The following is a 19084-nucleotide window of genomic DNA, read 5'->3' on the forward strand; positions in this document are numbered from 1 at the left end:
GGGTCGTGTCGCGCGCCTTCAATGGAGAACCGCCGTGGACCGTCGTACCTTCCTCACCCTGTCTAGCATCGGGGCCGCCGGGCTGCTGCTGCCGCATACGCGCCTGATCGCTGCCGAACAATTGCTCAGCCCGGTGGATGCGGCGCGCAACCGCCGCTTGTCCGATACCGCATTGACCACCGCCAAGGCCGCCGGTGCCAGCTATTGCGATGTGCGCGTGGGCCGGTATCTGCGCCAGTTCGTGATCACGCGCGAGGCGCAGGTGGAGAACGTGGTCAACGCCGAATCCAGTGGCGTTGGCGTGCGCGTGCTGGCTGATGGCGCCTGGGGGTTTGCCGCGACCAACACACTGACCAGCGATGGTGTGGCCGCCGCCACGCGGCAAGCGGTGGCGATTGCCAAGGCCAATGCGCGGCTGGGCGGCACGCCGGTGCAGCTGGCGCCGGTGACGCCGGCCGGGCAGGTCAGTTGGAAGACGCCGATCAAGAAAAACGCGATGGAAGTGCCGCTGCAAGATAAGGTCGCGCTGCTGATGGACGTCAATGCGGCTGCGCTCAACGCCGGTGCCACCTTCGTGGCCTCGCGCATGTTCGCGATCAACGAGCAGAAGTATTTCGCCAGCAGCGATGGCTCTTATATCGATCAGGACGTGCACCGGCTGTGGCTGCCCTTCACCGTGACCGCCGTGGACAAGGCCAGCGGCAAATTCCGTACCCGCGACGGGCTGTCTTCGCCGATGGGCATGGGGTATGAGTATCTGGACGGCGATGCGCGCGAGAAGCACGCACTGCCTGGCGGACTGGTCGGTTATGGGAAAAGCTACGATGCGCGCGAAGACGCCATTGCCGCCGCAAAGCAGGCGCGCGCCAAGCTCACCGCGCCCTCGGTGAAGGCCGGCAAGTACGATCTGGTGATTGACCCGAGCAATCTGTTTCTCACCATCCACGAGTCGGTGGGCCACCCGCTCGAGCTCGATCGTGTGCTGGGCTATGAGGCCAATTACGCCGGCACCAGTTTCGCCACGCTGGACAAGCGCGATGCGAAGTTCCGTTGGGGCAGCGACGCGGTGACCTTTGTCGCCGACAAGACGCAGCCAGGCAGCCTGGGTGCAGTGGGCTACGACGATGAGGGCGTCAAGACCAAGCAGTGGGACCTGGTGAAGGACGGCATCCTGGTCGATTACCAATGCACGCGCGATCAGGCGCATCTGCTCGGCAAGACCGCTTCCGACGGCTGCAGCTACGCCGATTCGTGGTCCAACGTGCAGTTCCAGCGCATGCCCAACGTGTCGCTGGCCGCAGGCAAGACGCCACTGGCAGTGGCGGACATGATCAAGAACGTCGAGCGCGGGCTCTACATCCATGGCCGCGGCTCATACTCGATCGATCAGCAGCGCTACAACGCGCAATTCGGTGGGCAGCTGTTCTACGAGATCGAAAACGGCCAGGTCACGCGGCTGGTGGAAGACGGCGCCTACCAAATCCGTACACCCGAATTCTGGAACGCCTGCAGCGCGGTCTGCGACGCGCGCGACTTCCGCCTAGGCGGCTCGTTCTTCGATGGCAAGGGGCAACCGAGCCAGGTGTCGGCGGTGTCGCATGGTTCGGCCACCGCACGCTTCGATGGCATCAACGTGATCAATACCGCGCGTTCGTTGGGCTGAACGTGTGGGACTGAAAGCAGTTGACGGCACGGATTTTTTGTTGGGCTTGGTGTGCCGCCCTCAGATCTTACGAAACACGGCGTGCCTCCATCGCTCGATGGTTCCGTTGGGCACCCAAACCGACACAGTTCGTCGAGGGCGCGGTGCCCTCACCGCACGCGGGACACGCTGTAAATCCATCCTTGGACGCTCCGTGGTGGCATCCATGCCGCCATAGGGTCCCGCAAGCGGTAAGAACACCGCACCAGCACGGTGGTCGGTCGCTTGTTGAAAACCCAACACACCGACCCTCTTCACTGGTCCTTGCCCGTCTACCGTCGCGGGACCTTTGGCGGCATGGATGCCGCCAAAGAGCTTACATGGGCGTACTTGCAGCGTGTCCCGCGATGGTAGGCGGGCAAGGACCATGCAGCGAAACCGCAGCCGTAGCAGTGCGCGACTGAGACATTCACTGTGGTCACTAGGCTCAGAAGCACAGAGACGTCGAGACATACCGCATCTTGGATGCCGTCAAATGCCTGGTGCGTCGGGGATGCGGTGCCCTCACCGCTCGCGGGACACGCTGTAAATCCGTCCATGGACGCTCCGTAGCGGCATCCATGCCGCCACAGGGTCCCGCAAGCGGTAAGGACACCGCACCGGCACGTTGATCGATCGCTTGTTGAAAACCAACACACCGACCCTCTTCACTGGTCCTTGCCCGCCTACCGTCGCGGGACCTTTGGCGGCATGGATGCCGCCAAAGAGCTTACATGGACGTACTTGCAGCGTGTCCCGCGATGGTAGGCGGGCAAGGGCCCTGCAGCCAAAGCGCAGCCCTATCACTGCGCGACTGGAATACCCACTGCGTGTTCAAGCTGTTTGGAACATGTAAGACAACTACTGCGCACAACGCTGCGATCTTCACGGAAGGCGCGATCGTCAACAGGACAAACGCGTGCGGCATCGATCAACCGCGTGTCGCGGCGATGATGTAGCACGCATGTGCAGCCAGTCGTGTTCGCCACGTTTCAAGACAGATCCGCCGCGTCACTGACGTCATGTGGGACATCGCTTACCCACACCCCCCTGCCGAAAGTCATTTGACGCCGCATTCTTCGCCCGGCAAGAATCGGAGATACCGCGTGCAGAGCCGTCTGCGCGTCACCACACCACCTGCGCGCCGCGCGGGACTATTGGGGAGTTGCCGTGCAGCGACGTGATTTCCTGGCCCTGACCGGGCTGACCATGGGCGGGCTGATCGTGCCGGCCTACTTCGGCAAGGCGATTGCCGCCGAACAGTTGTTGACGCCCTTCGATGTGGGCCGCAAGAAGCGCCTGGCCGATGCCGGGCTCACTGCCGCGCGTCAGGCCGGGGCCAGTTATTGCGATGTGCGCATCGGCCGCTATCTGCGCCAGTTCGTGATCACCCGCGAAGACAAGGTGCAGAACGTGGTCAACACCGAATCCATCGGTGCCGGGATCCGCGTGATCTTGGGCGGTGCGTGGGGCTTTGCTGCCACCAACGATCTGACCGAGCAGGGCGTGGCCAAGGCCGCTGCGCAAGCGGCTGCCATCGCCAAGGCCAATGCCAAGGTGCAGGGCACGCCGGTGCAGCTGGCACCCACGCCCGGTGTTGGCGAGGTCAGCTGGAAGACGCCGATCACCAAGAACGCGATGGAGGTGCCGATCAAGGACAAGGTGGACCTGCTGTTGGGCGTGAATGCCGCCGCCACCGCGGCCGGCGCCAGCTTCGTCAACTCGATGCTGTTCGTGGTCAACGAACAAAAGTATTTTGCCAGTACCGATGGCTCCTACATCGACCAGGATGTGCATCGCATCTGGGCGCCGCTGACCGTCACCGCCATCGACAAGGCCAGCGGCAAGTTCCGCACCCGCGAGGGGCTGTCCGCGCCGATGGGACTGGGCTACGAATATCTGGATGGCGCAGCCTCGGGCAAGTTCGTCTCGCCCAATGGCGTGGTGAACTACGGCCTGTCCTACGACATGAAGGAAGATGCCATCGCCGCCGCCAAGCAGGCGCAGGAAAAACTCAAGGCGCCGTCGGTGAAGCCGGGCAAGTACGACCTGGTGCTGGACCCGTCGCACACCTGGCTCACCATCCACGAATCGGTGGGCCACCCGCTGGAGCTGGACCGCGTGCTCGGCTACGAGGCCAACTACGCCGGCACCAGTTTCGCCACGCTGGACAAGCTCAAGGCCGGTTTCCAGTACGGCAGCGACAAGGTGCATATCCTCGCCGACAAGACCCAGCCCGGCAGCCTGGGCGCGGTGGGTTACGACGATGAAGGCGTCAAGACCAAGCAGTGGGATCTGATCCGCGACGGCAAGCTGGTGGACTACCAGGCCATCCGCGATCAGGCGCATATCCTCGGCAAGACCGCCTCCGATGGCTGCTGCTATGCCGACTCGTGGTCGAGCGTGCAGTTCCAGCGCATGGCCAATGTGTCGCTGGCTGCCGGCAAGACGCCGCTGAGCGTGAGCGATTTGATCAAGAACGTGGAAAACGGCATCTACATCATCGGCGATGGCTCGTTCTCCATCGACCAACAGCGCTACAACGCGCAGTTCGGTGGCCAGCTGTTCTACGAGATCAAGAATGGCGCCATCACCCGCATGCTCGAAGACGTGGCCTACCAGATCCGCACGCCAGAATTCTGGAATGCCTGCAGCGCGGTGGCCGATCAGCGCGACTACCGCCTGGGCGGTTCGTTCTTCGACGGCAAGGGCCAGCCCAGCCAGTCCTCGGCGGTCTCGCACGGCTCGTCCACTGCCCGTTTCGACGGCATCAACGTCATCAACACCGCCCGCTCGCTCGGCTGACAGGAGAAACCCACATGAGCATCCTTACCGAAGCGCAGGCCAAGGCCATCCTGGACAAGGTCATCAAATTGTCCAAGGCCGATGAGTGCACCGCCACGCTCACTGGCGCCATCGACGGCAACATCCGTTTTGCGCTCAACAACGTGTCCACCAGCGGCATTGTCGACAATACCGATCTGCAGGTGCAGGTGGCGTTCGGCAAGCGCGTGGGCATCGCCACCATCAACGAGTTCGACGATGCATCGCTGGAACGCGTAGTACGCCGCGCCGAAGATCTGGCAAAGCTGGCACCGGAAAACCCCGAGTTCATGCCGGCCGTCGACAAGCAGACCTACAAAGCCAGCCCCACCTTCAGCGAATCCACCGCCGCCATCGACCCGGCGTTCCGCGCGCAGGTGGCCGCCGATTCGATCGCCCCATGCAAGGGCAAGGGATTGATCGCCGCCGGCTTCCTGGAAGACGGCCAGAGCTTTACCGCCTTTGCCAACAGCAAGGGCAACTTCGGCTATCAGCGCGACGCACGCTTCGACTACACCTGCACCGTGCGCACCGAAGACGGCCGCGGCTCGGGCTGGGTGGGGCGCAATCTGAAAGACGCGTCCGACTTCAAGGCCGAGCAGGACGTCCGCATCGCGATGCGCAAGGCCAGCGACTCGGCCGAAGCCAAGGCGCTGGAACCGGGCAAATACACTGTGATTCTGGAGCCGGCAGCAGCGGCCGGCTTGATCTCGTTCATGATGCGCTACTTCGATGCGCGCATAGCCGACGAGGGCCGCAGCTTCCTGTCCAAGAAGGGCGGCGGCAACAAACTGGGCGAGCAGGTGTACGACCCGCGCGTCAACATCACCGCCGACCCGTGGGATGCGCGTGCTGCGGTGATGCCGTGGGACGAAGAAGGCCTGCCACGCGAGAAGATGTCAATCGTCGAAAACGGCAAGGTCGCCAACCTGCAGTATTCGCGCTATTGGGCGCAGAAGAACGGCAAGCGTGCGATCGGCGAGCCGGGCAATCTGCTGATGGCCGGCGGCGACAAGAACATCGCCGAGCTGGTGCGCGGCACCGAGAAAGGCATCCTGGTCACGCGCACCTGGTACATCCGCATGGTTGATCCGCAGACGGTGCTGCTGACCGGGCTGACCCGCGATGGCACCTTTTACATCGAGAACGGGCAGATCAAATACCCGGTGAAGAATTTCCGCTTCAACGAATCGCCGATCATCATGCTCAACAACATCGACGAACTGGGCAAGCCGGTGCGCGTGGCCGGCGATGAATCCAGCTACGTGATGATGATCCCGCCGATGCGGCTGCGTGATTTCACGTTTACCTCGTTGTCGGATGCGGTGTGAGTAGAAGCCGGGAATCGGGAGTCGGGAATCGGGAATGGGAGAGCAAGAGCGGCTTCTCTCAACCTGAGTGTTCACGAGTGCTTCCGGTTCCCGATTCCCTCCCGGCTCCGACATCGCGCCGCCATTTCCTGCAACTGTTGCTTGGCAGCGCCGCCGGTTTGGCGCTGCCATGGCCGGCGCGTGCGGCCGGCGCTTACGACTTCTGGTTTACGCGGCTGCGCTACGACTCCGGCGATTGGGATGTGGATGCGCGCATGCCATCCAACCTGATCACCTCGTTGATCGACTACACGCAGCTGCGGGTGGACCCGGAAGAACACGTTATCGACCTGGCCGATCCGCGCATGTTGCAAGCGCCGTTCTGCTATCTGTCCGGGCACAAGCTGGTGGAATTCAATCCGGCCGAGCGGCGCAATTTCGAACAGTACGTGCGTAACGGCGGCTTCGTGTTTGTGGACGATTGCAACCACGATATCGATGGCTTGTTCGCTACCTCGTTCGAGGCGCAGATGACCGCGCTGTTCGGCAAGAGCGCGCTGCAGAAATTACCGAAGAACCATCGTCTTTACAGCGCATTCTTCAAGTTCCCGGACGGCCCGCCCGCCACCAGCTTCGAGCTCAATGGCTGGGGCGATGATCTGGTGCACGACTATCTCAAGGGCATCAGCATCGATGGAAGATTGGGTGTGCTCTACAGCAACAAGGATTACGGCTGCGAATGGGATTACGACTGGCGCAACAAACGTTTTCTGGCCGAAGACAACACCAAATTCGCGGTCAATATCGTGATGTATGCGTTGACTAACTGACATGCTGCGCAGCGCACGATGCGGCCCACCGAAAAAGCTTCGCGCGCGGGCACGCTCCTACGCAAGGCATGTTCCGCCGTGAACCGTCATCGGCATGCAGGTACCAGCACTGCCTTGATGGAAGCGCACGCAATGCAGCTCCACCAGTAACACCGCAGCACGCGCCAAACCGCCGTCCGCACGCCGCCACATCACCAGAGACTCCGCATGACCTCCCCCGACGAAGACAGACTCACTGCACAGCTCTCGCAACTTGGCGCGCTGCGCGCCGCTTTGGCCCAGGCCGTGGTGGGCCAGGCCGCGGTGGTGGAGCAGTTGCTGATCGGCTTGCTCGCCGGTGGCCACTGCCTGCTGGAAGGCGCGCCCGGGCTGGGCAAGACGCTGCTGGTGCGCTCGCTCGGCCAGGCATTGGAACTGCAATTCCGCCGCGTGCAGTTCACCCCCGATCTGATGCCCAGCGACATCCTGGGCACCGAGCTGCTGGAAGAAGACCACGGTACCGGGCACCGGCATTTCCGCTTTCAGCAGGGGCCGATCTTCACCAACCTGCTGCTCGCCGACGAACTCAATCGCACCCCGCCCAAGACACAGGCCGCGCTGCTGGAAGCGATGAGCGAGCGTACCGTCAGCTATGCCGGCACCACCTATGCGTTGCCGGATCCATTCTTCGTGCTGGCCACGCAGAACCCGATCGAGCAGGCCGGCACCTACCCGCTGCCGGAAGCGCAGCTGGACCGCTTTTTACTGCATGTGCGCGTGGAGTACCCCAGCGAGCAGGAAGAGCGCGACATCCTCAGCCAGACCACCGGCAGCGCAAGCGCGCAGGTGCCCAGGGTGATGGATGCGGCCAGCGTGCAGGCGCTGCAGCGGCAAGTGCGGCAGGTGCATGTGGGCGCGGATCTGCTGACCTGGATCAATCGCCTGGTGCGGGCAAGCCGTCCCGGCCCGCAGGCCAGCGATGACGTGCGGCAATGGATCAAATGGGGCGCCGGCCCGCGTGCGGGGCAGTCGCTGGTGCTGGCGTCCAAGGCGCGCGCGTTGCTGCATGGCCGGCTGGCCGCCACGCGCGACGATGTGCTGGCGCTTGCGGCGCCGGTGATGCGACATCGGTTGCTGCTGTCCTTCGCTGCCGAAGCCGAACAACGCAGTGCCGATGATGTGGTCGCCGCGCTGCTGCGCGCGGTGCCGTTCCCGAGCTGAGCGCAGCGCCATGCATCCACCGCTGCCGGCCCTGATTCCCGCCGATATGCGCAGCCGTTTGCGCGGCTTGCAGCTGCGTGCGCGTCAGGCGCAGGGCGGGCACGGGATCGGCCAGCACGCCAGCCGCAGCCGCGGCGCCGGGCTGGAATTTGCGCAATACCGCGCCTACGAGCCGGGCGATGCGCTGCGCCAGATCGACTGGAAGCTCTACGCGCGCTCGGACCGGTTTTTCGTGCGCGAAGCCGAGCGCGAAAGCCCGCTGACGCTCTGGTTGCTGCTCGATGCCACCGCGTCGGCCGGGCAGACCGACAGCGCGCGGCCGCAGCACACCCGCCTGCAGACGATGGCGACGCTTGCCGCCTGCGCGGCCGAAGTGGCGCTGCAGCAAGGCGACCGTGTCGGCCTGTATGCTTTGCATGGCGGCGGCCTGGTTGCGGTGCCGGCCGGTGTCGGCAGCCGTCAGCGCGACCGGCTGTGGCTGGCCCTGCACGGCCTGCGCGCCGGCGGCCGCTGGTCCGGACTGGAAGCGCTGCGGCCGTTGTGGGAACGCATCGCCGCGCACGATCTGCTGCTGTCCATCGGCGATGGGTTCGATGAAGAACTGGCGAGCGCATTGGAAAAATTCGCCGCCGCGCGCCGTGAAGTACTGCAGCTGCAGGTCCTCACCTGCGACGAACGCGATTTTCAATTCAGCGGTGGGCACCGCTTCCGCGACCCGGAAACCGGCGAAGAACGGCTCGGCGACGGCGCGGCGATGCGCAACGACTACCTGCAACGCTTCGCCGCGGCCCAGCGTGCACGGCAGGCGCGCTGGGCCGCGGCCGGCATCGCGCATGCCGTGCATTACCTGGACGCGCCGGCCGATGCCGCGCTGCGCCAGCTGTTCGGCCAGGGTACGGCTCGATGAGCGTGTGCCTGCGCGGGGCGACGACGGCGCATTCCAGCGCGCGATCGGTCTCGCTGTCGGCAGTGGCGGTACAGCAGCCACCACAGCGGCAAACGCGTCCTGCAGTCAGCGGGCAACGTACGCAGAGGCAGCCATGCGTGCCGGGTAGCATCGCGCGTGGCATGTCGATACCAGCGCGGCGTACAGCGCCATGCGCGATGTATCTGCATCACCCGGGCGACGCCTGCACATGAGTGCAGTGCAGACCAACGTTGCGCATGCGCACGCCATGCAACTGCGCATGCCACCGCTGTTGCGATTGCAATCGCAGTTGTGGGGGCAGTTACCTAGGCGAGGTCTTTGCATGGGTGCAACGCTGACCAACGTCGAGCACGTGCACGCCATGCAACTCTGCAGGCCACTGCAGTCGCCTAGGCGACGTCTTCGCATCCGTACAACGCCGACCACCGTCGCGCGCGTGCGCGGCTTGCGGCTGCGGCTGCGATTGCAGTTGGAGTCGCAGTTACGGCTACAACTGCTGCCGCTGAGCCAGCAAACCCACCCTACCCACAGCCACCCGCACACCGGCAGCACCATGCATGCGCTCGCACCCAGCGTCAGCGCAGAGGCAGGGGCATGAACCTGCTGTTGCTGTTCCCCGCCGGGCTCGCGGCATTGGCCGCGTTGCTGCTGCCGCTGCTGATCCATCTGGCGCGGCGTAGCGAGCACCGGCCCACCGATTTCGCGGCGCTGCGCTGGTTGCGTGCAGTGCCGCGCCCGCGCCACCGCGTGCGCCTGGACGAGCTGCCGTTGCTGCTGGTGCGCCTGCTCTTGCTTGCCGCGTTGGCGCTGCTGCTGGCAGAACCGGCGTTGCGTGCGCAGCAGGATTCACGCCCGCGTATCGCAGTGAGCCCGGGTGTGGACCTGGCCGCAGCACGCGCGCTGCCGCAGCCCAAGGATGCGCAATGGGTGTGGCTGGCGCCGGGCTTTGCACCGATCGATGCCAAGGCAGATGTCGCCACCAGCAATGGTGCGCAGGCCGACAGGCCACAACCGGTTAGCAGCCTGCTGCGCGAACTCGATGCCAGCTTGCCTGCAGACGCGCCGCTCAGCGTGATCGTACCCGCGCAGTGGGGCGTGGTGGATGCGCAACGGGTGCAGCTGTCGCGTGCGGTGCAGTGGCAGGTGCTGCCCGGTGCATCGCCGGTGGCCGCCACGCCTGCCAGCGTACCGCTGCGCTTGCAGGCAATTGCCGACGACAGCGCTGCACCGGCCCTGCGTTATCTACGCGCGGTGCATGCCGCCTGGGCACTGCCGGGCAGCTTGCCGGTGGGCACGCCCGCCGATGCCGTGCCGGCGCGCTGGGCACCCGGCACGGTGGTGGCATGGCTGTCGTCCACCGCCCCGCCCGCGCCGGTGCTGGACTGGGTGGCGGCCGGTGGCCAGTTGCTGCTGGATGCGCGCACGCCGGTGCCGCCGGCACTCGCCGCCGCGCTGCAACCTGCACTTGAACTCCACGAGCAGCCGTTACTCGACGCCGCCGCATTCGGGCGTGGGCGCCTGCTGCGCTGGGCCGCGCCATTGCAACCGCAGCAGCTGCCGGCGCTGCTGGACGCCGAGTTCCCCACCCGTCTGCACGCCGCATTGCAGCCACCCGCCATCCCGCAACGCGCCCTGGCGCAGACCCTCCAGCCGCAGCGCGGCGGCGCGATCCGGCTGACCACACCACCGTGGCCGCTGGCACCGTGGCTGATCGGTGCGGTGTTGCTGCTGTTTGCGCTCGAGCGTTGGCTGGCCACCGCGCCACGCCGGAGCAGCGCGGCATGAGCATGCCCGCACTGCAGCGCGCCTGGCAGGCCGCACGCCGACGTCGCGCTGCCGGGGTGCTGGTGTTCGGGTGGCCGCTGGCGCTGCTGCCGGGCGCGGGTGCCTGGCGCATGGGCGTACACGCCGCGGTGGTGCCGCTGCTGCTGCTGGGCGTCGCGATACTGGCCGCCATCGCGCTGCACGCGGCGCGGCAGCTGGACCAGACCTGGCTGATCCGCCGGCTGGATCGCGAACCGGACCTGGACGACAGCAGCGACCTGCTGTTCGCACCGGCCACGCAACTGGGCCCGCTGCAGGCACTGCAACGTCAGCGGCTGGAGCAGCGCCTGCGCAGCACTCCGCGCGATCTGCGCCCGGCCTGGCCATGGCGTCGCGCATGGCCCTGGAGCCTGCTCGGCCTGGTCGCCTGCAGCGCGCTGCTGCTGTGGCCACCGCGGGCGCTGCCGCCGGCCGCCCCCGCCGACCGCGTGGCCGCTGCCCGTGCCAGCAGCGGCGCCGCGACGCTGCGTCAGGCGCAGCTGCGCAGCACACCGCCGGCCTATACTGGCCTGCCCGCCGCGCGGCTGCCCGGCCTGGATGCGCGCGTGCCCGCCGGCACCCGGCTGGACTGGCAACTGCAGGTCAGCCCGGCCCCGCGCAACGTCGCGTTGCGGCTCACCGACGGCCGCCTCATCCCGCTGACCCGGCAGGGCAGCAGCGACCAGTGGCAGGGCCAATGGATCGCCACGCGCGCCAACCTGTACCGCATTCTCATCGACGGCACGCCCGCCGACCGCCAACTGCACCGGCTGGACGTGCTGCCGGACCGCCCGCCGCAAGTGCGCGTGCTCGCCCCCGAGCAGAGCCTGGTGCTGTGGACACCGGCCAATGGCGCCTGGGCACTACGCTTCGAAGCCAGCGACGATTACGCCGTGGCCGCCAGCGCCGAGCTGCGCCTGACCCTGGCCCAGGGCAGCGGCGAGAACATCACCTTCAAGACCCAGCGCCGCACGCTCACCGGCAGCGGCCCGGCCACCCGCCGCAACTTCGCCGCCACGCTGCAGCCGCAGGCGCTGGGCATGGCCGCTGGTGATGACCTGATCGCGCAGCTGATCGTGCACGACACCCGCCAGCCCGGCCCGCAGGAAGGCCGCAGCGCCAGCGTGATCCTGCGCTGGCCGCCGCCGGAACAGACCATGGCCGCCGGCCTGGAGGCGAGCGTCAAACAGAGCTTGCCGGCCTACTTCCGCAGCCAGCGCCAGATCATCATCGACGCCGAGGCGCTGCTGAAGGAAAAGCCGCGCCTGGACGCGGCCACCTTTCTCAAACGCGCCGACGCCATCGGCGTGGACCAGCGCCTGCTGCGCCTGCGCTACGGCCAGTTCCTAGGCGAAGAAAGCGAAGGCGCGCCAAAGGGCCCGCCGACCGCCGACGCACCGCCCACCAGCGATGCACCGGCCGATGACCTGCCCACCGCCGACATGCCCACCGCCCATGCGCCAGCCCCGCCGGCCGACCACGCCCATGACGCCACCCAGCCACACGCCGATCACGTCCCCGCCTCCGCCAGCGGCGCCGCTGCCCTGGACGACCACGATCACGATCACGCAGATGGGCGCCCCGCGCGCAGCGGCTTCGGCCAGGCGCAGGACGTGCTGACCGAGTTCGGCCACACCCACGACCACGCCGAAGCGGCCACCTTATTGGACCCGCAAACCCGCGCCCTGCTGCGCGCCGCGCTGGACCAGATGTGGCAGTCCGAAGGCGAACTGCGCCAGGGTCACCCCGAGCGCGCGCTGCCGTTCGCAAACAAGGCGCTGGGCTTCATCAAGCAGGTGCAGCAGGCCGAGCGCATCTATCTGGCACGCGTCGGCACGCAACTTCCGCCGATCGACCCGAGCCGGCGCATGAGCGGCAAACGCGACGGACTGGGCGACCGCCCCGCCGCCCTGGACACCCGCCCGCCACCGGACCCGTCGGCGCTGGCGCTGTGGACCGCGTTGGGCGAAGACGGCGCAGTGCCCGAGGCTGTGCTGGATCGTTACAGCCGCTGGCTGCAGGGCGCCCAGGAGCTGGTGCCCGACCCGCTCAGCGTGGCTGCCGCAGTGGAAACCCTGCGCAGCGCCCCTGCCTGCCTGGGTTGCCGCACGCAGCTGCGCGCATTGATGTGGCCCACGCTCAGCGCGCCGCCGGCACCGGTGCAACGGCGCCCGGCCGCCGACGCGCGTGGCCAGCGCTACCTGGATGCCTTGCGTGAGGTCCCACCACCATGACCCTTGCACCGCCCTGGCTGGTGGCCGCCGTTCTGGCGCTGCTGGTGGTCATCGGCTGGATCCGGCTGCTGCGCGCGCATGCACACCAGCCGCGTGCGCGGGGCAGGCTGTGGTGGTTGCTGGCCGCCCAGCCGATGCTCGCGGCCCTGCTCTATCCGGTGCTGCTGCCGCCACCGCAGGCCGGCACTGCCGGCGTGCTGCAGGTGGCCACGGCAGGCACCCGCGCGGCGCAGATCCGCGCGGGCGCGCAATGGGTTGCGCTGCCGGAGGCTCCGCGCCTGCCCGGGGTGGCGCGCGTGCCGGATCTGGCCACTGCGCTGCGTCGCAACCCCGGCACTGCCAGCGTGGTGGTGCATGGCGACGGCCTGCCCGCGCGCGACCGCGATGGCCTGGCAGGCGTGGCAGTGCAGGCCGCGCTGGGCCCGCCCGTGCGCGGGTTGGTCGCGGCCTGGGCGCCGGCGGCCGTGGCGCCGGGCCAGCTGGTCGCCATCACCGCGCAGGTGCAGGGCATGGCCAATGCGCAGGTGGATCTGCTCGACCCGTCCGGCCAACGCGTCGATCGCGCCCGCCCGGACGCACGTGGCCAGGTGCGCCTGCGCGGCCTGGCGAATGCACCAGGGCAGGTGCTGTTCGCGCTGCAGCTGCGCGATGCCGCCGGCGGCGACCAGGGCCGCCTCGACGTGCCGGTGCAGATCGCCGCCGTGGCGCCGGCCCGGGTGGCGCTGCTGGCCGGTGCGCCGCAGCCGGAGTTCAAGTACCTGCGCCGCTGGGCCAGCGATGCGGGGCTGGCGGCGCGCAGCCAGGTCAGCGTCAGCGCCGGCCTGCAGCTCGGCGATGCGATCAGCCTGGACGCCGCCAGCCTGGACCGGCTGGACGTGCTGGTGCTGGACACCCGGCGCCTGCTGGCCATGCCCACACCGCAACGGCAAGCGGTGAGCGCAGCGATCGCCCGCGGCCTGGGCGTGCTGGTGCAGGCGGCCGAGCCGGCCGATGCCGCCACCCGCACCGCGCTGGGCGCGCTCGGGCTGGCAGTGACCGGCGGCGACGCCAGCACCGCCGTGACCCTGGCACCGGCCGGCACGCCTGGCGATGCGCGTGCACAGACCGCCCCGCCGCCGCTGCAACGCCGCAACCTGCAGCCGCAAGGCAGCGATGCGGTGATCGCCGCGCGCGCCAGCGACGGCACGGCCCTGGGCTGGTGGCGCAGCGTCGGCCGCGGGCGCATCGGTGTGAGCGTGGTCCAGGACAGTTACACGCTGGTGCTGGCCGGCCAGCGCGCAGTGCATGCGCAGCTCTGGGCGCAATTGCTCGGCGCGGTGGCGCGCCCGGCAGGTGCGCCACCGTCGGCGGTGCAGGAGGGTTGGTCGGGACAACGCATGACCGTGTGCGATCTGACCGCCGACGCCTCTGTGGGCGCGCCCGGTGGCAGCCGCCAGCCGCTGCTGGCCGAACGCACCGGCAACCCGGCGCACTGCGCCGGCTACTGGCCGGCAACCACCGGCTGGCATCGGCTGTACGGCGGGCCCAGCCCGCGCTGGATCTATGTGCGCGCGCCCGCCGACGCGCCGGCGCTGTACCGGCATCAACTCCGCGCGCACACGTTGGCGCTGGCTGCGGCTGGCGTCTCCACATCTGCAACAACGCACCCTGCGCCGCAGCCCGGACCGCGCTGGCCCTGGCTGCTGCTATGGCTGGCGGTGGCAACCGCCACGTGGTGGCTGGAACGCAGGCGCGGCTGAGCGGCTGAGCGCCGGCAAGCGTGCGGCTGTGCGTACTGCACTGATCCGCGCTGTCGTTTCGGCGTCACTGCCGTCGTTTCATGGGCCCTGGCATCGCGCGCAGGCAATCATGAGCAGCCACAGCGGTAGGACATCCGTGCTGCGGCGATGCGGTGCCCTTGCCAACCATCCTTTGGGCCGCGCTTACTCGGCTTGCGCGTCGCCGTGCTGCGCGCGTCTTGCCAATGCCGCGCCCAACGCATCCAGGCCCTCGCGCGGGCGCAGCATCACCACCAATTCCACCAGCTTGCCGTCCGCATCGAAGCGCACCAGGTCGATCCCGAACAGCGTGCTGTCGCCGACGCGTGCGGTGAACTCCAGCGCATGCCCGTCTTCGCCAGCGAAACTGCGCAGATACGCAAAGCTGTCGAAGGCACTGAACACCAGGCGCAGCACGTCGGTCACCGCCTGCCTGCCGCGTAGCGGCTCCAGCTGTGCAGGGGTGTGGTAAGTCACTTGCGCATCCAGCAGTGCCGGCAGCGCGTCCCAGTCGCGCGCCAGCACGATGCGGTGCCAGTGTTGCGCGGGCGCAGGCAGCGCGTGCGGGTTGGTGTGGGTGATGGACGGTGCTTCAGGGTGCATGACAACGCTCCGCAATTGCAGTGCACGGCGGTCGCCGCCGTGCACGCGAGAAAGAAAGGCGCCAGGCCATGAGCTGCCAGGCGCCACTGACATCAACCGCCGGCGACAACCACCAGCTTGCGATTGACGAACTCCTTGATGCCGACATCGCCCAGCTCACGCCCGAAACCGGAGCGTTTGATGCCACCGAACGGAAGCTCGGGGCGCGAGGTGGTCGGGGTGTTGATGAACACCATGCCGGTCTCGATCTGCGCTGCCAGTGCGCGCGCGCGCGCGATATCGCCGGAGTAGATCGACCCGCCCAGGCCGAACACCGAATCGTTGGCAAGTGCCGCAGCTGCCGCGTCGTCTTCGACCACGAACAACAGTGCCACCGGGCCAAAGAACTCTTCGTAGAAAGCCGGGTTCTGCGGCGTCACATCGGTCAGCACCGTCGGCGCGTAGAAAAATCCGGGCCGATCGATGCGCTGGCCGCCGGTCAGCACGGTAGCGCCGTGGGCGACGGCGGCGTCCACTTGTTTGCTCAGCCCTTCCAGCCCTTCGCGCGAGGCCAGCGGCCCCAGCAGGGTCTGCGCATCCAGCGGGTCGCCCACCGGCGCCGACTGCATGGCATTGACGAACGCATCGGTAAACGCCTGCGCGATGGAGGCGTGGACGATGAAACGCTTTGCACCGGTGCAGACCTGCCCCGCATTGCCCAGCCGCCCGAAGATGGCGCCTTCCACGGCCTTGGGCAGATCGGCATCGTCGAGCACCACGAAGACATCGCTGCCGCCCAGCTCCATCGTCGCCTTCTTCAGCATCTCGCCCGCACGCGCGGCCACCTTGCTGCCGGCGCCTTCCGAGCCGGTCAAGGCCACGCCCTGGATGCGGTCGTCGCCGATCAACTCGGCCACCTTGGCGGCGGAAATATACAGATTGCTCACCGCGCCGTGCGGCGCGCCTGCACGGCGCACCAGCGCTTCAAACAACGCTGCGCATTGCGGCACGATGCTGGCGTGCTTGTAGATGACCGGGTTGCCCACGGCGATCGCCGGCGCCACCACCCGCACCAACTGGTACAGCGGGAAATTCCACGGCTCCACCGCCAGCAGGACGCCGATCGGGTGCAACTCCACCGTTGCCTGCCCCACATCGGTGTGCAGCGGCTGCGGCTTGAGCAAGTCCTCGCCCACGCGTGCGTAGTAGCGCGCGATGTCCGCGCATAGATCCGCTTCCATCAGCCCTTGCAGCAGCGGCTTGCCCATCTCTTCGGCCATGGTGCGCGCCAGCAGGTCGCGCTCGCTGGTGATCACCTCGGCCAGCGTGGCCAGGACCGCCAGACGTTGGCTGCGTTCCTGGCGACACCAACTGGAGCGGTACAGTGCGTCGGCCGCGGCCAGCGCGGTTTCCACCTGCGCATCGGTGTGCTCGGGAAAGACGCGAATCACTTGTTCGGTATAGGGGTTAAGCGTTCTGTACGTCATGTCTGATCCTTACGCGGAGGGATGGAGCGGAAGACAGCCGGTAACAGCGACGCTGCAGCAACTGCGCTGCAGGCCGATGTGGAAGATTGAAAGACGGCGCTGGTGACAACTGCGCCTGGCGCGATCAAGGGCGATAGCGTGCGGCGGGTTCGGCATGACTGAAGCCCTTGGCAAGGGTCATGCGGGCCTGCTCGAAGGCGTCCCAGTCGGCGGCATCGGGCAGTGGCGGGATGGTCACCAGTTCCTTGCGGTCGAAGCCGACCAGCGCCGCATCCACCAGCGCGTCAACGTCCATCACATCCGGGACGCGGCTGATATCCATGCCGGCGCGGGTGTAGATCTCGGTCCGCGTGGCGGCCGGCAACACCGCTTGCAGCTGGATACCCCGGTTGCCCACTTCCACGTGCAGGCTCTGCGATAGTGCCAGCACATACGCCTTGGTCGCGGCGTAGATGCCCGGCGAGTACTCCGGCAACAGCGCCAGTGCAGAAGCGATGTTGATAATCGCACCGTGACCGCGCTCGAGCATGCTCGGCAACGCGGCGCGTGCAAGCAAGGTGGGCACCAATGCATTGAGGCGCAGCAGCTGTTCGAGTGCGGCGGGGTCTGCATGCACCAGTCCGCCGCTGAGGCTGGCACCGGCGTTGTTGACCAGGATGTCGATCGGGCCGTCGCTGATGCGCTGGGTCACGCTGTGCAGCTGGGCCGCATCGGTCAGGTCGGCGGTGATCACCTCGACGATGACCGCATGTTCGGCGCGCAGTTGCGCGGCGAGTGCGTCGAGCCTGTCGGTGGCGCGCGCCACCAGCACCAGATGGTGGCCGCGTGCCGCAAACCGGCGTGCGTAGACTGAACCGATGCCACTGGAGGCGCCGGTTACGAGTGTGGTTGTCATGACAATGCCTTGGTTGCCGAGTGGCGGAGAGCGCTGCAGCAATGGCCGGATGCAATCGTGTTGACGGTCGCTGCTGGAGCGGCGAACAGTGCGTAATGCGCTGTCTTTAAACGGAGGTGGGCAACGTACGTATCGCATGCCGATCCTGAGCGGCGTGCGCGACCAGATGGTGGGGCGCAGCCGCGTGGTTGGCAGCGCCGAGAGCCGCTGGCAACCGGTCACGCGCAGTCGTCAGCTGGTGCGGACGACGCGCCCAGAACAGGAGTATGCGAGTGGCACATGCCGCACCCAACACCGGCCGCGCCCGCCTGGCGGTGAGCACAGTCGTCTTGTCGGCTGCGTTTAGTCGCGTGACTTCAGATGCAGCATCGGGTAATGCTCGTAGTGACCGGCACCGTTGCGCACGATCGGGTCCTGCGCAGTGAAGTGCTCGATCTGCTGATCGTCGGCGATGCGGTACAGCGACACGCCATATCCACCAGCCGGGTCCATCACCGGCCCATGCGCCACGATGATGCCCTCGGCCAGCAAGCTATCCAGAAACAGGCCATGCTGCGTCATCCAGCTCTTTTCGTCCGCGCTCATGGTCTGCAGAAACTCTGCGCGTGGCGGCATGTACTTGCAAAGATAATATTTCACTGCGGTGTCCTAGATCGAAGGTGGTGATACGCAAGGCCTCGCCGCTTACGCGGCGCCGGCAACGCTCTTGAGAATGGAGCTTTCAAACATCTTTGGCGCATAGCTCTGCAGGAACAGGAACATGCCTGTCATCTTGCCGACCGGGTTGCTGAACTTGGGTTGCGTGGCATCCACCAGCTCGGAGATTTTCTTGACCACCGCATCGGGCTGCTCCGCCTCGTCCAGGCCCTTCTGCGTGGCCGCCTGTGCCTTGCGACGATACGCATCGTAGGCGGCAATGCCGCCGCTGGCCGCCGCCACTGCGTTCTTGCCCAGGTTGGTCTTGAACCACACCGGCTCCACCATCGCCACCTGGATGTTGAAGGCGTTGAGCTCGAACCGCAGCGATTTGAAATAGCCTTCCACCGCATGCTTGGAAGCGGCGTAGAACGCCAGGTTCGGCGGGCCGATCAACGCGACGATGGAGCTGACGGTAATGATCTTGCCCGAGCGCTGCTCGCGCAGGTACGGCAGCAACGCATTGGTCACTTTCACCGTGCCCCAGAAATTGGTCTCGAACTGCTGGCGTGCCGCATCCAGCGGAGTTTCTTCGGCCAGGCCGGTGAGCATGTAGCCGGCGTTGTTGACCAGCACATCCAGCTTCTTGATCGAGCGGAACAACTCGCGCGGAAATTCCTCGATGGAGGCGTCGTCGTCGATGTCCAGGCGCAGCAACTTGAACGGCACCTTGGAAGCATGCCGCTCAGGATCGCGACTGGTGCCGACAACGGTGTGGCCCTGCTTGTGCAACATCGTGGCCAGCATCAAACCAAATCCGGACGAGGCGCCGGTGACCAGAATTGTCTTCTTCATTGCTCTCTCTCCGAACCCTAAGTCATGGTGATGAAAAAAGTGGGATCGCAACGGCGTGGTTCG

Annotated in this window: 14 protein-coding genes and 1 other RNA gene; 9 read left to right on the forward strand and 6 right to left on the reverse strand. The window is 66.9% G+C overall.

The window, feature by feature from the left end:
* The first annotated feature begins 34 nt into the window (after positions 1 to 34).
* The 9 genes from XdyCFBP7245_RS13170 to XdyCFBP7245_RS13225 all read left to right on the forward strand — a co-directional run bounded on the left by XdyCFBP7245_RS13170 (position 35) and on the right by XdyCFBP7245_RS13225 (position 14548).
* Entirely contained in the window at positions 35 to 1663 is a 1629-nt protein-coding gene (locus XdyCFBP7245_RS13170) for a TldD/PmbA family protein (protein WP_170068638.1), read from the forward strand.
* 1188 nt (positions 1664 to 2851) lie between these two features.
* On the forward strand, positions 2852 to 4486 hold the full coding sequence (locus tag XdyCFBP7245_RS13185; RefSeq protein ID WP_170068639.1) for a TldD/PmbA family protein: 1635 nt from the start codon (positions 2852 to 2854) through the stop codon (positions 4484 to 4486).
* Positions 4487 to 4500: 14 nt separating this feature from the next.
* Positions 4501 to 5835, forward strand: a complete 1335-nt coding sequence (locus tag XdyCFBP7245_RS13190) for a TldD/PmbA family protein (RefSeq protein ID WP_104616051.1) — start codon at positions 4501 to 4503, stop codon at positions 5833 to 5835.
* Between the two features lie 158 nt (positions 5836 to 5993).
* Positions 5994 to 6644, forward strand: a complete 651-nt coding sequence (locus tag XdyCFBP7245_RS13195; RefSeq protein ID WP_386261510.1) for a DUF4159 domain-containing protein — start codon at positions 5994 to 5996, stop codon at positions 6642 to 6644.
* 207 nt (positions 6645 to 6851) lie between these two features.
* Positions 6852 to 7844, forward strand: a complete 993-nt coding sequence (locus tag XdyCFBP7245_RS13200) for an AAA family ATPase (protein ID WP_104616053.1) — start codon at positions 6852 to 6854, stop codon at positions 7842 to 7844.
* 10 nt (positions 7845 to 7854) lie between these two features.
* Positions 7855 to 8751 carry a DUF58 domain-containing protein gene (locus XdyCFBP7245_RS13205; RefSeq protein ID WP_104616054.1) on the forward strand — a complete coding sequence of 299 codons (897 nt, stop codon included), beginning with the start codon at positions 7855 to 7857 and terminating at the stop codon, positions 8749 to 8751.
* A 615-nt stretch (positions 8752 to 9366) separates the two neighbouring features.
* Entirely contained in the window at positions 9367 to 10557 is a 1191-nt protein-coding gene (locus XdyCFBP7245_RS13215) for a BatA domain-containing protein (protein WP_104616056.1), read from the forward strand.
* Entirely contained in the window at positions 10554 to 12809 is a 2256-nt protein-coding gene (locus tag XdyCFBP7245_RS13220) for a hypothetical protein (protein WP_170068640.1), read from the forward strand. The genes XdyCFBP7245_RS13215 and XdyCFBP7245_RS13220 overlap by 4 nt, the downstream gene beginning before the upstream one ends.
* Positions 12806 to 14548, forward strand: a complete 1743-nt coding sequence (locus XdyCFBP7245_RS13225) for a hypothetical protein (protein WP_104616057.1) — start codon at positions 12806 to 12808, stop codon at positions 14546 to 14548. Before XdyCFBP7245_RS13220 ends, XdyCFBP7245_RS13225 begins: the two co-directional genes overlap by 4 nt.
* A 183-nt stretch (positions 14549 to 14731) precedes the next feature.
* On the opposite strand, the gene XdyCFBP7245_RS13230 is transcribed toward XdyCFBP7245_RS13225, so the two are convergent.
* The 6 genes from XdyCFBP7245_RS13230 to XdyCFBP7245_RS13255 form a co-directional block, all read right to left on the reverse strand.
* Positions 14732 to 15169 (reverse strand): nuclear transport factor 2 family protein, encoded by a 438-nt coding sequence (locus tag XdyCFBP7245_RS13230; RefSeq protein ID WP_158255512.1) that lies wholly within the window; start codon positions 15167 to 15169, stop codon positions 14732 to 14734.
* Positions 15170 to 15261: 92 nt separating this feature from the next.
* Positions 15262 to 16635 (reverse strand): NAD-dependent succinate-semialdehyde dehydrogenase, encoded by a 1374-nt coding sequence (locus tag XdyCFBP7245_RS13235; RefSeq protein ID WP_104616059.1) that lies wholly within the window; start codon positions 16633 to 16635, stop codon positions 15262 to 15264.
* A 124-nt stretch (positions 16636 to 16759) separates the two neighbouring features.
* Entirely contained in the window at positions 16760 to 17530 is a 771-nt protein-coding gene (locus XdyCFBP7245_RS13240; RefSeq protein WP_104616089.1) for an SDR family NAD(P)-dependent oxidoreductase, read from the reverse strand.
* A gap of 205 nt (positions 17531 to 17735) precedes the next feature.
* Positions 17736 to 17811: non-coding RNA, sX9 sRNA (locus XdyCFBP7245_RS13245), on the reverse strand.
* Between the two features lie 61 nt (positions 17812 to 17872).
* Complete coding sequence (locus XdyCFBP7245_RS13250; RefSeq protein ID WP_104616060.1) at positions 17873 to 18169, reverse strand: YciI family protein; 297 nt, start codon at positions 18167 to 18169, stop codon at positions 17873 to 17875.
* Between the two features lie 45 nt (positions 18170 to 18214).
* Positions 18215 to 19021, reverse strand: a complete 807-nt coding sequence (locus XdyCFBP7245_RS13255) for an SDR family NAD(P)-dependent oxidoreductase (RefSeq protein ID WP_104616061.1) — start codon at positions 19019 to 19021, stop codon at positions 18215 to 18217.
* Between the last annotated feature and the right edge of the window lie 63 nt (positions 19022 to 19084).

This window comes from Xanthomonas dyei (genome assembly GCF_002939865.1).
GTDB classification, from domain to species: Bacteria; Pseudomonadota; Gammaproteobacteria; order Xanthomonadales; family Xanthomonadaceae; genus Xanthomonas; species Xanthomonas dyei.